Origin of the sequence: Streptomyces sp. NPDC057438, from assembly GCF_042802995.1 — a bacterium.
Taxonomy (GTDB): Bacteria; Actinomycetota; Actinomycetes; order Streptomycetales; family Streptomycetaceae; genus Streptomyces.
This window is the reverse complement of record NZ_JBHVDD010000001.1, coordinates 167,794-182,595: the sequence shown is the minus strand read 5'-3', so window position 1 is coordinate 182,595 and position 14,802 is coordinate 167,794. Positions and strand designations below refer to the sequence as shown.

Below are 14,802 nucleotides of genomic sequence, written 5' to 3'. Positions count from 1 at the left end.
ACGATCTGTACGCACGGGAGTCTAGGCCCTGCTAAAGAGAGCGTAAGCAGCCCGTCACGGGTCGGTGCTCCCGAGTACCGGACCGCCGGGGCGGGGCGAGGCGTGGGGAGAGAGGGCGGGATGGGGCAGCACGGGGTGGGGTGGGGTTTTCCCCAGGGCGGCCGGGGCGGTCCGCCTCATGGCGCGGAGCCGGGGCGGGCGGGCAGGGTGGAGGACATGACCGCATCCCCAACCTCCGGCTCCGGGCGGGCGTACAGTCGTCCGCTGCCCTCCAGTCAGACGCCGTCGGAGCCGCTGCCGCCGGCGCGGTTCGCCTTCGGGGGGCAGACGTGGCGGGAGATCGCGCACCTGCTGGCGAACCTGCCCTGCGCGCTGCTCGGGTTCGTGTACGTGACGACGGTGCTGTTCACCAGTGCCTTCCTGACGTTGACGGTGATCGGTTTTCCGCTGCTCGCCGCCGCGCTGATGGGGGCCAGGCAGCTGGGACGGCTGGAGCGGATGCGGGCGCGGGCGCTGCTGCGGGTGGGGGTGGACGAGCCGAGTCCGCTGCCGTTCCGGGGGAGCGGGCGGCGGGCGGACGAGGGGTTCTTCGCGCAGGTGTGGATGAGCGTGAAGGATCCCGTCGGCTGGCGTTCGATGCTGTACGAGCTGATCCGGATGCCGTGGGCCGTGACGACGTTCGTCATCACCCTCACGGGGCTGTTCGTGGCGTGGCCGGTGCTGCCGTACATCGTGCGGGGGCTGACGAACGTGGACCGGGTGATGGTGCGGTCGCTGCTGTCGCCGTCCGACGAACTGGAGCGGCGGATCGCGGAGCTGGAGTCCGACCGGGGGGTCGTCGTCGACACGGCCGCGGCCGACATGCGGCGGATCGAGCGGGACCTGCACGACGGGGCGCAGGCCCGGCTGGTGAATCTGGCGATGGGGCTCGGGCTGGCCAAGGAGAAGCTGCTGGAGGATCCCGACGCGGCCGCCTCGATGGTGGAGGAGGCGCACGGGGAGGTGAAGCTGGCCCTGCAGGAGCTGCGGGACCTCGCGCGGGGCATCCATCCCGCCGTGCTGACGGACCGCGGGCTCGACGCGGCGCTCTCGTCGGTCGCCTCGCGGTGCACCGCGCCGGTGAAGGTGAGCGTCGATCTGGCGTCGCGGCCGGCCGCCGCGATCGAGGGGATCGCGTACTTCACGGTGTCCGAGCTGCTGCAGAACATCAGCAAGCACAGCGGGGCGAAGGCCGCCTCGGTGGATGTCTGGCGATCGGACGACCGGCTGCTGATCCAGGTGTGGGACGACGGGCGCGGGGGCGCACGGCTCGACGGGGGCAGTGGGATCGCCGGGCTGGCGGAACGACTCGACGCGGTCGACGGGGTGTTCGTGATCGAGTCGCCGGTGGGCGGGCCCACGACGGTGACCGCGGAGTTGCCCTGGCGGGGGCGGTAGGCCGGACCGCGGGAGGGTGAGGGGCGCCTACGACTCGTCGTGGGCGCCCCTTCGTCGTGGGCGGGCTGGTGGGCGGGGCAGGGAGGGTGGGTGGGGAAAACCCCCGCATCGAGACGCCGACCCGCTCCATGGTTCCGGCGGGCGGGGGCGAGGAGGGTGGGGGTACGACATCGGGAGTGCGGGACAGCGAAGGCGGGCGACGGTGATGGCCACGGAGTACGGCGACGGGTACGGGAGTTGGGGCGAGGAGCGGCGGCACCGGCTGCCGGCCGGGCTGCGGGCGCCGATCGAGGCGCGCAGCTGGCGGGAGTTCGGGTACGTGCTGCTGGGCCTGCCGATCGGGATCCTGCTGTTCACGTACGCCGTGACGATGGTGTCGGTCGGCGCGGGGCTGCTCATCACGTTCCTCGGGGTCCCGGTGCTGGCGGCGGGGCTGGCCGGGTGCCGGGGGTTCGGCGCGCTGGAGCGTGCGCGGGCGCGGGCCCTGCTCGGGGCGGAGGTGTCCGCGCCGGAGCCGCTGCGCCCGAAGGGGCGCGGGGCGATGGCGTGGATGGGCGCCGTGCTGCGCAGCGGGTCGTCGTGGCGGCAGCTGCTGTACGCGGTGATCCAGTTCCCGTGGTCGGTGTTCTCGTTCGTCGTGGCGGTCACCTTCTGGACGTACGGGTGGGCGATGCTGACGTACCCCCTGTGGTTCTGGGTGTTCCCGGTGTGGGCCGGGCAGGACGGGCTGCAGCTGTACGGGGACGAGACGCACTCCGTGTACCTCGACAACCCGTTCGAGGTGACCATGACCGCGCTGGTCGGGCTGGTCTTCACGATGGCCTCGCCGTGGATCGTGCGGGGTCTGACGACGGTCGACCGGGTGATGGTGGGCGCGCTGCTCGGCCCGTCTCGGCTGGGGGCGCGGGTCGTGGAGCTGGAGTCGGACCGGGGCGTCGTGGTCGACACGGCCGCCGCCGACCTGCGGCGGATCGAGCGGGATCTGCACGACGGGGCGCAGGCCCGGCTGGTGGCGCTGGCCATGGATCTGGGGCTGGCGAAGGAGAAGCTGGCGGAGGACCCTCGGGCGGCGGCCGTGATGGTGGACTCGGCGCACGGTGAGGTGAAGACGGCGCTCCAGGAGCTGCGGGACCTCGCGCGGGGCATCCATCCCGCCGTGCTGACGGACCGCGGGCTCGACGCGGCGCTCTCGTCGGTCGCCTCACGGTGCACGGTGCCGGTGGTGGTGGACGTGGACCTGCCGGCGCGGCCGGTGCCGGCGATCGAGGGCATCGCGTACTTCACCGTCTCCGAGCTGCTGCAGAACGTCAGCAAGCACGCGGGGGCCTCGCGGGCGACGGTGGACGTGTGGAAGGTCGAGAACCGGCTGATGCTCCAGGTCGCCGACGACGGCATGGGTGGCGCCGACACCGGACACGGTTCCGGCCTCGCGGGACTGGCCGAACGGATCGGAGCGGTCGACGGCATCCTGGTCGTCGACTCCCCGGCCGGCGGCCCGACCCGGGTGACGGCGGAGCTGCCCTGGCGGACGGTCTGACGGGGGCCTGCGGCGGGCGCGGGTGAAGGGGCGGCTCGTCGGGCAACGGGAGTCGATGACGATCGGCTGAAGGGGGCCGGAGGCCACGGTGGCCAAGGAGCCGGGGAGCCACGGGGGCCAGAGGCCGGGGGGCCACGGTGACCGGGGCGCCGGGGCACTGGGGCACTGGGGCACTGGGGCGCTGGGGGGCCACGGTGACCGGGGAGCCGGAGCGGCCTGGAGGGCCGCAGTGGCCTGGAGGGCCCCAGTGGCCCGGGGGCTGGGGCGGCCCGAGTGGCCAGGATGGCCGGGGGCGCGATCTGCAAGGACAGACGGTTGCGGCGGCGGTCCCGGCCGCGGCCCCGCGCGAGGCGAGGCGGGCTCGGCCGGCGCGTCCAGGGGAACCGCCCTGGACGCGCTTCCGTGCTTCCTCCCTGTCCCCTTACCGGCCCCGCCCTCTCCCCGTCCCCTTGCCTGACCCTCCTGCTCTCCCCGTCCCCTTGCCTGACCCTCCTGCCCTCCTCATCCCCTCCCCCGGCCCTCTCCCGTCCGCCGCTCCAACCCCGGCCCCGCCCCCGTCCAGGCGGGCCGGACACCTGACCCTCTCCCGTCCGCCGCGCGCCCCGCTCCTCATCCCAGGCGGGCCGGGCACCCGGCACGCGGGGCGGCGGTGGCATTCGGCCAGTTGTCCGCCGTTCCTGACCTGAATCCCTCCTCTGCGCGGGGTCCGGGGGTCCCGTTGCTGAAATGCTGGGGGCTGTCGTACGGGGCGGGCCCGGAGCATGGGCCGGTCGGGGGGCGGGTGTCGTGGGGGGACGAGGCGTGGAGGACAGGGTGCGGGTGGTCATCGCCGAGGATTCGGTGTTGTTGCGCGAGGGGCTGACGCGGCTGCTGACCGACCGGGGGCACGACGTCGTGGCGGGGGTCGGGGACGGGAACGCCCTGATCAAGACGATCACGGAGTTCGCGGCGCAGGGGGACCTCCCGGACGTGGTCGTGGCGGACGTACGGATGCCTCCGACGCACACCGACGAGGGCGTACGGGCCGCCGTACAGCTGCGGAAGCAGTATCCGGAGCTGGGGGTCCTCGTCCTGTCCCAGTACGTGGAGGAGCGCTACGCCACCGAACTGCTCGCGGGCTCCAGTCGCGGCGTCGGGTATCTGCTGAAGGACCGGGTGGCCGAGGTCCGGGAGTTCGTGGACGCGGTGGTGCGGGTGGCGCGGGGCGGTACGGCGCTGGACCCGGAGGTGGTCGCGCAGCTGCTCGGGCGGAGCCGGAAGCAGCACGTTCTCGCGGGGCTCACGCCCAGGGAGCGGGAGGTGCTGGGGCTGATGGCGGAGGGGCGGACCAACTCGGCGGTCGCCCGGCAGCTGGTCGTGAGTGACGGAGCCGTCGAGAAGCACGTCAGCAACATCTTCCTGAAGCTCGGGCTGTCCCAGAGCGACGGGGACCATCGGCGCGTGCTGGCGGTACTCACCTACCTCAATTCATGATCCTCTGACACTGTGTCAGGTAGAGGCAGGGCGGTCACGCGGGGTGGTCGCCCGGGCCCGTGACGCTCACCCACTCCGCCACCCATCCCGTCGACCCTCGCCCCGCCCTCGCCGCATCGCCGTTCACCGCCCGGAGCGAGAACCGCCCGCCGGGCGGTGCGCGTCTCCGGAGGAAGTGACACGGGCGGGTAAATCATGACAAACACGGGCGCAGATCAGCGGCAAAACAACGTCCATCAGGCGAAAGAGCAAGGGAAGGTCATCCTTGCCGACGTAGGGTTGGACTTGGGAGGGCCGGCGGGACGGCCGTTCCCGGACAGCCGCCCCGAGGGAGGTCCAGTTCAGTGACCAGCCAGGTCAGCAGCCCAGCGGAGCAGGCCGACGAGGCCGCCCCGGGAGAACTGAGAGAACAGCGCAAACCGGCCGGTACGAAGGACGTCCGCCGACTCGATCGGGTGATCATCCGGTTCGCCGGGGATTCCGGCGACGGGATGCAGCTCACCGGCGACCGCTTCACCTCCGAGACCGCGTCCTTCGGGAACGACCTCTCCACCCTGCCGAACTTCCCGGCCGAGATCCGCGCCCCCGCCGGCACCCTCCCGGGCGTGTCGAGCTTCCAGCTGCACTTCGCCGACCACGACATCCTCACCCCGGGTGACGCGCCCAATGTGCTCGTCGCCATGAATCCGGCCGCCCTGAAGGCGAACCTCGGTGACGTGCCACGCGGCGCGGAGATCATCGTCAACACGGACGAGTTCACCAAGCGGGCGATGCAGAAGGTCGGTTACGCGACCAGCCCGCTGGAGGACGGGTCGCTGGACGGATACAGCGTCCATCCGGTGCCGCTGACCACCCTCACCGTCGAGGCTCTCAAGGAGTTCGACCTCAGCCGCAAGGAGGCCGAGCGCAGCAAGAACATGTTCGCGCTCGGCCTGCTGTCCTGGATGTACCACCGGCCGACCGAGGGCACCGAGAGGTTCCTGGCGGCCAAGTTCGCCAAGAAGCCCGAGATCGCGGCCGCCAACCTCGCCGCCTTCCGCGCCGGCTGGAACTTCGGCGAGACCACCGAGGACTTCGCGGTCAGCTACGAGGTCGCGCCGGCCGCCACCGCCTTCCCCGTCGGCACCTACCGGAACATCTCCGGGAACCTGGCACTGTCGTACGGACTGATCGCGGCCTCCCGGCAGGCGGATCTGCCGCTCTACCTGGGCTCCTACCCGATCACGCCGGCCTCGGACATCCTGCACGAGTTGAGCCGGCACAAGAACTTCGGTGTGCGGACCTTCCAGGCGGAGGACGAGATCGCGGGCATCGGGGCCGCGCTGGGGGCCGCGTTCGGGGGTTCCCTGGCGGTCACGACGACCTCCGGTCCCGGGGTGGCGCTGAAGTCGGAGACCATCGGGCTCGCCGTCTCGCTCGAACTGCCGCTGCTCGTCATCGACATCCAGCGCGGCGGGCCGTCCACCGGTCTGCCGACCAAGACCGAGCAGGCTGATCTGCTGCAGGCGATGTACGGCAGGAACGGGGAGGCGCCGGTACCGGTCGTCGCGCCGCGCACGCCGGCCGACTGTTTCGACGCGGCCATCGAGGCGGCGCGGATCGCGCTGGCGTACCGCACGCCCGTCTTCCTGCTGTCGGACGGTTACCTGGCCAACGGCAGCGAGCCCTGGCGCATCCCGGAGACGGACGAACTGCCGGATCTGACCGTGCAGTTCACCCAGGGCCCCAATCACACCCTCGACGACGGCACCGAGGTCTTCTGGCCCTACAAGCGCGACCCGGAGACCCTCGCCCGCCCCTGGGCGATCCCGGGCACGCCGGGCCTCGAACACCGCATCGGCGGCATCGAGAAGCAGGACGGCACGGGCAACATCTCGTACGACCCGGCCAACCACGACTTCATGGTGCGGACCCGGCAGGCGAAGATCGACGGCATCGACGTGCCCGATGTCGAGGTCGACGACCCGCACGAGGCCCGGACCCTGGTCCTGGGCTGGGGCTCGACGTACGGGCCGATCACGGCGGCGGTACGGCGGCTGCGGACGGCCGGGGAGTCCATCGCCCAGGCCCATCTGCGGCATCTCAACCCCTTCCCGCGGAATCTGGGTGCGGTGCTGAGGCGTTACGACAAGGTGGTGATCCCCGAGATGAACCTCGGCCAGCTCGCCACCCTCGTCCGGGCGAAGTACCTGGTCGACGCCCACTCGTACAACCAGGTGAACGGTATGCCGTTCAAGGCGGAGCAGCTCGCCACGGCTCTCAAGGAGGCCATCGATGGCTGAGAGGTCCACGGAAGGCGCGGGTACGGGCGGCACGATCGAGGCGCTCTCCCTCGTGCCCAAGGCCACGGCCCGGCAGTCCATGAAGGACTTCAAGTCCGACCAGGAAGTGCGCTGGTGCCCCGGCTGCGGTGACTACGCGATCCTCGCCGCCGTGCAGGGCTTCATGCCCGAACTGGGTCTGGCGAAGGAGAACATCGTCTTCGTCTCGGGCATCGGCTGCTCGTCCCGCTTCCCGTACTACATGGACACGTACGGGATGCATTCGATCCACGGGCGGGCGCCGGCCATCGCGACCGGGCTCGCCACCTCGCGGCGTGACCTGTCGGTATGGGTGGTGACCGGTGACGGCGACGCGCTGTCCATCGGCGGGAACCACCTCATCCACGCCCTGCGCCGCAATGTGAACCTGAAGATCCTGCTGTTCAACAACCGCATCTACGGCCTGACCAAGGGGCAGTACTCCCCCACCTCCGAGGTCGGGAAGGTCACCAAGTCGACGCCGATGGGGTCGCTGGACGCGCCCTTCAACCCGGTGTCGCTGGCGATCGGGGCGGAGGCGTCGTTCGTGGCGCGGACGGTCGACTCCGACCGCAAGCACCTGACGGAGGTGCTGCGGCAGGCCGCGGCGCACCCCGGTACGGCCCTGGTGGAGATCTACCAGAACTGCAACATCTTCAACGACAACGCCTTCGAGGTCCTCAAGGACCGGCAGCAGGCGGAGGAGGCCGTGATCCGGCTGGAGCACGGCGAGCAGATCCGGTTCGGGGCGGACCGCGCGCGGGGGGTCGTCCGGGACGAGGCGACCGGTGATCTGCGGGTCGTCACCGTGACGCCCGAGAACGAGTCGCGGGTCCTGGTCCACGACGCGCACGCGGCGTCCCCGACGACCGCGTTCGCGCTGTCGCGGCTCGCCGATCCGGACACCCTCCACCACACCCCGATCGGGGTCCTGCGGTCCGTCCGACGCCCCGTCTACGACACGCAGATGGCCGACCAACTCGACTCCGCCATCGAGCAGTTCGGCAAGGGCGACCTGTCGGCGCTGCTGGCGGGCGGGGACACGTGGACGGTCGTGGGCTGATGGTGAACGGCTGCGCGTGCATGTCTCGCGCCTGACGGCTGCGAGCGGGGAAGCGTGGGGCCCGGGTCTGGTTCAGGCCCGGGCCTCGTCGTACGCCCGCCGGGCCTCGTCGTACGTGCGGCGGGCCGCCTGCACCTCGTCCATGCGGTCCCGGGTCCAGCTCGCCAGGGCGCGGACCTGTTCGGCCGCCTCGCGGCCGAGGTCGGTGAGGGAGTAGTCGACGCGGGGCGGGATGACGGGCTTGGCGTCGCGATGGACGAGGCCGTCGCGCTCCAGGGTCTGGAGGGTCTGGGTCAGCATCTTCTCGCTGACCCGGCCGATGGCCCGGCGCAGTTCGCTGAAGCGGTAGGGCCGCTCCAGGAGTGCGATCAGGACGAGGACGCCCCAGCGGCTGGTGACGTGCTCCAGGACTAGGCGGTGGGGGCACATCCCCTCGCCGCCGTTCGGGTCGTTCGTGATCGCGGGCTGCGTCGACACCACACGTGCGTTACTTACGGCCATGCCAGTACCTTACTTCAAAGTGTGTACTTTCGAAGAGTTAGCGCACCCCCTAGGGTTAGTGGCGCACCCGCCCCCCTGGAGGAGTTCCACCATGAGCATCGTCGTCACCGGAGCGACCGGACACCTCGGCAAGTTCGTCGTCGAGGGACTGCTGGAGAAGGTCCCGGCCGAGCAGATCACGGCCGTCGTCCGCAGCGAGGAGAAGGCCGCCGGGTTCGCGGCGCGCGGCGTGAAGATCGCCGTGGCCGACTACAACGCCCCCGAGACCTTCGACGGCGTCTTCGCCGCCGGTGACAAGGTGCTGCTGATCTCGGGCAGCGAGGTCGACAAGGACCGTGCCGCGCAGCACCGGGGCGCGATCGACGCCGCGAAGGCGGCCGGGGTCGCGCTCCTCGCCTACACCAGCGCGCCCGGCAGCCTGACGGCCGCCCTCGCGAACGACCACCGGGCCACCGAGGAGGTGCTGCTCGCCTCCGGTCTGCCGTACACCCTGCTGCGCAACGGCTGGTACAACGAGAACTACACCGAGCAGCTCGCGCCGGTGCTGCAGTACAACGCCGTCACGCACGCCGCCGGTGAGGGCCGGGTCTCCTCCGCGGCCCGCGCGGACTACGCCGCCGCCGCGGTCGCCGTACTGACCGGCGAGGGTCACGAGAACCAGACGTACGAGCTGGGCGGTGACGTCGCCTGGAGCTTCGCCGAGTACGCGGCCGAGCTGAGCGCGCAGACCGGCAAGGAGATAGCGAACAACCCGGTCCCCGGCGACGCCCTGGTCGGCATCCTCACCGGCGCCGGGCTCCCCGAGGGCTTCGCCGCCGTCCTCGCGGGCGTGGACGCGTCCATCGAGAAGGGCGAGCTGGCCATCTCCTCCGGCGACCTCTCCCGCCTCATCGGCCGATCCACCACCCCGATCTCGGAGTCGATCGCGGCGGCCCTGAAGGGCTGACCGTCCGTCGCGCCCCGGACACCCTTCGGGTTCGCCCCCGACTGTCATGACCGTATGCCGATACGGGCATGACAGTCGGGGGCGCCCGGCGTTACCTTCTTGAGGGCCGGGATCGCGGTGGTGCGGCCGGTGAGAAGGAGGGGCCGTGGCGGCGCAGTCGAGGGGCGAACACCGGATAGGACTGCTGAACGGCTTCGCCGCGTACGGGATGTGGGGGATCGTCCCGCTTTTCTGGCCGCTGCTGAAGCCCTCCGGCGCGGTGGAGATACTCGCCCACCGCATGGTCTGGTCCCTCGCCGTCATCGGTGTCGCCCTGCTGGTGCTGCGGCGCTGGTCCTGGGCCGGCGAGCTGCTGCGGCAGCCGCGCAAGCTCGCCCTCGTCGCGGTCGCGGCGTCGGTGATCACCGTCAACTGGGGCGTGTACATCTGGGCGGTGAACGCCCACCAGGTGGTCGAGGCATCCCTCGGGTACTTCATCAACCCGCTCGTCACCATCGCCATCGGCGTGCTGCTGCTGAAGGAACGGCTGCGGCCCGTGCAGTGGACGGCGGTCGGCGTCGGCTTCGCGGCCGTCCTCGTGCTCGCCGTCGGGTACGGACGGCCGCCGTGGATCTCCCTCTGCCTCGCCTTCTCCTTCGCCACGTACGGGCTGGTGAAGAAGAAGGTCAACCTGGGCGGCGTCGAGTCGCTCGCCGCGGAGACCGCGATCCAGTTCCTGCCCGCGCTGGCTTATCTGCTGTGGCTGGGCTCACGCGGGGACGCCACCTTCGGCGCGCACGGGACGGGGCACGCCCTGCTCCTGGCCGCGACCGGACTGGTGACCGCGCTGCCGCTGGTCTGCTTCGGGGCGGCCGCGATCCGGGTGCCGCTGTCCACGCTGGGACTGCTGCAGTATCTGGCGCCGGTGTTCCAGTTCCTGCTGGGGGTCGTCTACTTCCGCGAGGCGATGCCGCCCGAGCGGTGGGCCGGGTTCGCGCTGGTGTGGCTGGCGCTGTCACTGCTGACCTGGGACGCACTGCGGACCGCGCGTGCGGCGCGGCGACGACTGGAGGAGTTGACGGCCGTCACCGAGGTGGCCGAGGCGCGAACCCAGCTGGCCAAATAGCACCCTTGACGGAGAGTCAGTCCCGCCCGCACCATCCAGGCACCTCATTCACCGGATTCGCCATGGACACATCAACAGTGCGTCCAGGGCGATCCATGGAATCCGGAGCCCCCACCATGAAGCTCTCCGTTCCAGCCGCACGACGTGCCACCCTCGCCGCCGCCGTCGCGGTGGCCACGCTGTTCACCAGCGGGTCCATAGCCGGGGCGGCGCCCGCCCCCGAGGCGGCACTCGCCGCACCCGACCTCCCCCTGGCCAACGTCAAGGCCCACCTCACCCAGTTCCAGTCCATCGCCACGGCCAACGGCGGCAACAGAGCCCACGGCCGCGCCGGCTACACGGCGTCACTGAACTACGTGAAGGGCAAGCTCGACGCGGCGGGCTTCGTGACCACCACACAGTCCTTCACGTCCGGCGGCCGTACCGGCTACAACCTGATCGCGGACTGGCCCGGCGGCGACATGAACCAGGTTGTCATGGCCGGTTCACATCTGGACAGCGTCACCTCGGGTGCCGGCATCAACGACAACGGTTCGGGCTCCGCCGCCGTGCTGGAGACCGCGCTGGCCGTGGCCCGCGCGAACTACCAGCCCACCAAGCACCTGCGGTTCGCCTGGTGGGGCGCGGAGGAGCTGGGTCTCGTCGGCTCCCGCTACTACGTCAACAACCTGTCCTCGGCGAACCGGGCCCGCATCAGCGGCTACCTCAACTTCGACATGATCGGCTCGCCGAACCCCGGCTACTTCGTCTACGACGACGACCGCGTCATCGAGCAGACCTTCAAGGACTACTTCACCGGGATCGGCGTCCCGACCGAGATCGAGACCGAGGGCGACGGCCGCTCCGACCACGCGCCCTTCAAGAGCGCGGGTGTCCCCGTGGGCGGCCTCTTCACCGGGGCCAGCCGCACGAAGACCGCCGCGCAGGCCACCAAGTGGGGCGGCACGTCCGGCCAGGCCTTCGACCGCTGCTACCACTCGTCCTGCGACAACACGTCGAACATCAACGACACGGCGCTCGACCGGAACAGCGACGCGGCGGCGTACGCGGTGTGGGAGCTGTCGGAGTAGGCAGCGCCTGGGTTTCGGGGGGCGGACACCCGGGGTCGGCCGGTCGGCGGGGAGCGCCGTGGCCGGCCCCGGGCGTGGGCGTGGGCGTGGGCGTGGGCGTGGGCGTGGGCGTGGGCGTTGCGAGTGTGGCGGTCCCGGGTAGGGGGCGGGGCGGGTGCAGCGGTCCCGAGTGTGGGCGTTGCGGGCGTGGGCGGGTCAGCGTGCCGGCCGGTACGCGGGGGCGTCGGGGGTCCGCGGGCGGGTGGGCGCGGCGGCCGGCGGGTGGGTCGCGGCCGAGGTGTGGTGTGCGGTGAGGGCGTGGGTGTGGGCCGGGGTCGCGCTCGTCGACCTGAGACGGGACGCGAGCGCCGTGGGCATCCCGGCGCCGTGGGCGAGTCCGGCGGCCGCCTCGGAGCGCAGGGCGCCGAGCCGGGCCAGATGGCTCCGCCGGCCCTCCGGGGTGAGCGCGGCCACGTCGACATCCAGGGCGGACCGTACGGCCGCGGGGTGCGTCGGGATCGGGACGGCACCCGTGGCGGGGGCACGGGACGGGTCCAGCCCGGCGGACCGCAGGGCCGCGGCGCGGGCGCTCCAGGGCGCGGTCCCGGGCGTGAGGCGGTGCGGGGTGCGCGGGGTGCTCGCGCTGCGCGGGGTGGCGTCCTGGGCGCCGCCGGCCGCGGGGGCCGCCCTGTCGAGGGTGCGCCAGCTCATGGTGCCGGTCAGCTCGTTGAAGGTGACCTCGACCCGGGGGCGGGAGCCGGACGGCGGTGCGGGGGACGACGGGGACGGCGAGCGGAGTCGCGCCGCCCCGGCACTCCGGGCGACGGCCGGGTCGCGCGGCGCGTCCGGGAGGCCGGCGGGGGCCGGAGGAGTGTCCGGGTGAGTGCCGCCGGCGGCAGGGGCGGCGGCGCGGCGGGCGGGATCGTCGGCCCGGACCCCGTCGGCCCGGACCCCGGCCGTCCGGACCCCGTCCGTCCGGGCGCGCCGGAACCGGGGGGCGGCCGCCGCCGGCCCTCCGTCCCGATGCCGTCCGGTGGGGTCACTGGCCATGGGCGTAGGGGGCGGAGTCGAGGGCGCGAGCCCGTTCGGTGAGGCGGGTCATCCGGGAGCGGGCCTTCTCCAGCTGTTCCAGGTCGTCGGCGGCGGGCCCCTCGTCGGCGGCGAGGTCGGTCCAGACGGCGATCAGGTCCCGGCCCAGGTGCAGGCCCTGGAGCGGATCACGGACCGCGCGCCAGGCGGCCGCCGCGCTCTGGATGTTGCCGTACGCGGCCCGCTCGTCGCGCAGGCGGTGCCGCACACCCGCCAGGTCGAGCGAGACGTGGAAGGAGCGGAGGGCGTCACCGGCCAGGTAGGCGATGTAGGCGGTCAGTTCACGGAGCTTCAGCACCTCGGGGTGGTGCGGGCCCAGCGCGGCCGTCGCCTGGGCGACGGTCTGCTCGGCCATCTCCGCGGCCTCCTGGATACGGCCCAGCTTCACCGCCTCGTTGATGTGGGACATGGGCTCCGCGAAGGGGGAGGCCGTGCCCGCACTCGTCCCCTCCAACTCCAGCACGGCTTCGGCGACGCCGTCGAACTCCCGTACCGGCGCGGGTTTGGGGCCCGGGTCCTCCTCCAGCACCCACTCGGGAGCGGAGTAGGCGTCCGTCGCGGACTCCTCCGGCAGGACCGGCGCGGAAGGTACGGGTTCCGGGGCGGGCGCGGTCGCCGCCGTGTGGAGTGGCATCGCAGGCGGTGCCGGCGGCCAGGGCTGGGGCTCCAGCGAGGCGGGCCCCGCGTCCGGCACGGAGTCACCGGGCGCGGACGGCTCGTAGGTCTGCTCCGGGGCGGGGCCGTCGGCCGGGGCCGGGGGCCAGGGCTGCGGGGTGAGCGAAGCGTGCCCCGGCACCGGGTCGGCCATGGCGTCCGGTGCCTGGAGCATGTCCCCCGCGCGCTCCGGGGACCCACCCGGGGGCCACGGCCGCGGCTCCAGGGAGGCCGGGGCCGGCGGCGGGGCGCTCGGCGGGGTGGCGGACTGGTCCGGGTGCCAGGACGGGGAGGTCGTCCCCGCCGGGGGCGCCGACGACTCCGCGTCCATGAGCGGACCGAACTCGCCCGTCGGCGGCGAGACGGTTCCGGCGGCCGGGGCGGCGTCGTAGGCCGGCTCGGGTGCCGGCGGGGTGCTGTCCGGGTCCGCCGTGCCGCCCGGCGGGGTCGGCGGGAGGTCCGGCGTGCGGGGTGGCCGCGCCTGCGGGCGGGCCAGGGGGCCCTCCGTCGGTTCCGGCACCGCGCGCAGCACGAACGTCGACGGCGCGACCCTGCCCGGCGCGGGCTGAGCCGATTCTTCCCGCTTCTCCTTCGCCGCCGTGAGCGGCATCGTCCGGGGCTCCCGCTTCTCCTGCGGAGCCACGGGCGGCACCGAGGGTCGGTCCGGCGTGGACTCGGCGGCGGCCGGCTCCTGTGCGTGCGGGGGCGTGGCGGCGGGGGCAGGGGCGGGTACGGGTGCGGGTGCGGGCTTCGCCGCCGCCAGCGGGAGCGTCCTCGGCTCCCGCTTCGGCCGCGCGGGCGGCTGCGGCTGCGGCTGCGGCTGCGGTCCGGGGTACCCCGACGGCTCCGGGCCGGCCTGAGCCTGCCACTGCGGCTGCGCCTGGGTCTGCGGTTGAGCCTGGGCCTCCGGCCGTACGTCGGGCTGCCGCTGCCACTCGGCTCGCGCTTCCGGCCGTACCTCGTGCCGTTGCCGACTCTCGGCCTGCGCCTGGGCCTGCGCCTGGGCCTGTCCGTCCTGCTCCGGCTGCCACTGCGGCTCCGGGCGGACGTGGTGCTGGGGAGCGGCCCCCCGCGGTCCGGACCGCGCGTGGGGTGCCGTGCCGGTCGGGTGGGGCAACTGGCCCTGACCGTGCGGCGGTTCCGGCTCGGCGGCTGCCGACTCGGGCACCGCGCGCAGGACATGTGTCGACCTGTCACGGCGGGGGCCCGGCGCGGCTGCCGGCTGCTCGGGCACCTCAGGGGCCGCCCAGCGGGGCGTCCCCTCGCCGCGGTGGGCCCCCGGGGCCGTACCCGGCACGGCCTCGCCCGTGGCGGCTCCCGCGAACCCCCGCGGCTCGCCCACCCGCACGGGTTCCCCGGCGTAGTGGCTGGAGCCGTCGACGTGGACCTGGAGGGGGACGACGTAGCCGATGCGCTCGTCGTGGACGGTGGCGAGGACGGGGTGGCCCGTGGCGAGGGCCAGGCGGTGCAGGTAGTCGAGGGCGGCGCTCTGCGGGGTCTCCCCGGCGGTCGGGGGCACCGGCATGCCGCCGACCGTCGCACCGGTCTCGGCACTGACGCGTACCTCGATCGGGGTGAGTCCGGCCGGCGCGCGTCCCGCGCGCTTGAGTTCCCGCTTCTGTTCGCGGCTGAGTCGAGTCATCGTTCC

The 14,802-nt window shown here is 73.0% G+C and carries 11 protein-coding genes; 8 read left to right on the top strand and 3 right to left on the bottom strand.

Annotated features, from left to right (window positions below; translation table 11 throughout):
- Nucleotides 1-216 precede the first annotated feature (216 nt).
- The 5 genes from ACFU5F_RS00840 (at nt 217) to ACFU5F_RS00820 (ending at nt 7,810) form a co-directional block, all read left to right on the top strand.
- Nucleotides 217-1,437: a sensor histidine kinase gene (locus ACFU5F_RS00840; protein WP_383880107.1), complete on the top strand. Its 1,221-nt coding sequence runs from the start codon at nt 217-219 to the stop codon at nt 1,435-1,437.
- Between the two features lie 205 nt (nt 1,438-1,642).
- Nucleotides 1,643-2,974: a sensor histidine kinase gene (locus ACFU5F_RS00835; protein WP_383880106.1), complete on the top strand. Its 1,332-nt coding sequence runs from the start codon at nt 1,643-1,645 to the stop codon at nt 2,972-2,974.
- An 813-nt stretch (nt 2,975-3,787) separates the two neighbouring features.
- Nucleotides 3,788-4,447, top strand: coding sequence for a response regulator (locus ACFU5F_RS00830; protein ID WP_383880425.1), 660 nt, complete (start codon nt 3,788-3,790; stop codon nt 4,445-4,447).
- Nucleotides 4,448-4,791: 344 nt separating this feature from the next.
- Nucleotides 4,792-6,729 carry a 2-oxoacid:acceptor oxidoreductase subunit alpha gene (locus ACFU5F_RS00825; protein WP_383880104.1) on the top strand — a complete coding sequence of 646 codons (1,938 nt, stop codon included), beginning with the start codon at nt 4,792-4,794 and terminating at the stop codon, nt 6,727-6,729.
- The gene (locus ACFU5F_RS00820; RefSeq protein WP_383880103.1) at nt 6,722-7,810 is read left to right on the top strand and encodes a 2-oxoacid:ferredoxin oxidoreductase subunit beta; all 1,089 of its coding nucleotides are present in this window, start codon (nt 6,722-6,724) and stop codon (nt 7,808-7,810) included. The genes ACFU5F_RS00825 and ACFU5F_RS00820 overlap by 8 nt, the downstream gene beginning before the upstream one ends.
- Nucleotides 7,811-7,882: 72 nt before the next feature.
- Here the strand turns inward: ACFU5F_RS00820 and ACFU5F_RS00815 are convergent, their stop codons facing one another.
- On the bottom strand, nt 7,883-8,311 hold the full coding sequence (locus ACFU5F_RS00815) for a winged helix-turn-helix transcriptional regulator (RefSeq protein WP_383880102.1): 429 nt from the start codon (nt 8,309-8,311) through the stop codon (nt 7,883-7,885).
- 91 nt (nt 8,312-8,402) lie between these two features.
- On the opposite strand from ACFU5F_RS00815, the gene ACFU5F_RS00810 reads away from it, so the two are divergent.
- The 3 genes from ACFU5F_RS00810 to ACFU5F_RS00800 all read left to right on the top strand — a co-directional run bounded on the left by ACFU5F_RS00810 (nt 8,403) and on the right by ACFU5F_RS00800 (nt 11,432).
- Nucleotides 8,403-9,257 carry an SDR family oxidoreductase gene (locus ACFU5F_RS00810; protein WP_383880100.1) on the top strand — a complete coding sequence of 285 codons (855 nt, stop codon included), beginning with the start codon at nt 8,403-8,405 and terminating at the stop codon, nt 9,255-9,257.
- A gap of 145 nt (nt 9,258-9,402) precedes the next feature.
- Nucleotides 9,403-10,362 (top strand): EamA family transporter RarD, encoded by a 960-nt coding sequence (gene rarD, locus ACFU5F_RS00805; protein ID WP_383880098.1) that lies wholly within the window; start codon nt 9,403-9,405, stop codon nt 10,360-10,362.
- Nucleotides 10,363-10,478: 116 nt separating this feature from the next.
- On the top strand, nt 10,479-11,432 hold the full coding sequence (locus tag ACFU5F_RS00800; protein ID WP_383880097.1) for a M28 family metallopeptidase: 954 nt from the start codon (nt 10,479-10,481) through the stop codon (nt 11,430-11,432).
- 195 nt (nt 11,433-11,627) lie between these two features.
- Here ACFU5F_RS00800 and ACFU5F_RS00795 read toward each other — a convergent pair whose 3' ends face one another.
- Both ACFU5F_RS00795 and ACFU5F_RS00790 read right to left on the bottom strand, forming a co-directional pair.
- The gene (locus tag ACFU5F_RS00795; RefSeq protein WP_383880095.1) at nt 11,628-12,461 is read right to left on the bottom strand and encodes a hypothetical protein; all 834 of its coding nucleotides are present in this window, start codon (nt 12,459-12,461) and stop codon (nt 11,628-11,630) included.
- Nucleotides 12,451-14,796, bottom strand: a complete 2,346-nt coding sequence (locus ACFU5F_RS00790) for a hypothetical protein (RefSeq protein WP_383880094.1) — start codon at nt 14,794-14,796, stop codon at nt 12,451-12,453. Before ACFU5F_RS00790 ends, ACFU5F_RS00795 begins: the two co-directional genes overlap by 11 nt.
- Nucleotides 14,797-14,802 lie beyond the last annotated feature (6 nt).

Coding starts and splice junctions, on each gene's coding strand:
- ACFU5F_RS00840 (WP_383880107.1), top strand. CDS start 217: ATGACCGCATCCCCAACCTCCGGCTCCGGGCGGGCGTACAGTCGTCCG.
- ACFU5F_RS00835 (WP_383880106.1), top strand. CDS start 1,643: ATGGCCACGGAGTACGGCGACGGGTACGGGAGTTGGGGCGAGGAGCGG.
- ACFU5F_RS00820 (WP_383880103.1), top strand. CDS start 6,722: ATGGCTGAGAGGTCCACGGAAGGCGCGGGTACGGGCGGCACGATCGAG.
- ACFU5F_RS00815 (WP_383880102.1), bottom strand. CDS start 8,311: ATGGCCGTAAGTAACGCACGTGTGGTGTCGACGCAGCCCGCGATCACG.
- ACFU5F_RS00810 (WP_383880100.1), top strand. CDS start 8,403: ATGAGCATCGTCGTCACCGGAGCGACCGGACACCTCGGCAAGTTCGTC.
- ACFU5F_RS00800 (WP_383880097.1), top strand. CDS start 10,479: ATGAAGCTCTCCGTTCCAGCCGCACGACGTGCCACCCTCGCCGCCGCC.
- ACFU5F_RS00795 (WP_383880095.1), bottom strand. CDS start 12,461: ATGGCCAGTGACCCCACCGGACGGCATCGGGACGGAGGGCCGGCGGCG.
- ACFU5F_RS00790 (WP_383880094.1), bottom strand. CDS start 14,796: ATGACTCGACTCAGCCGCGAACAGAAGCGGGAACTCAAGCGCGCGGGA.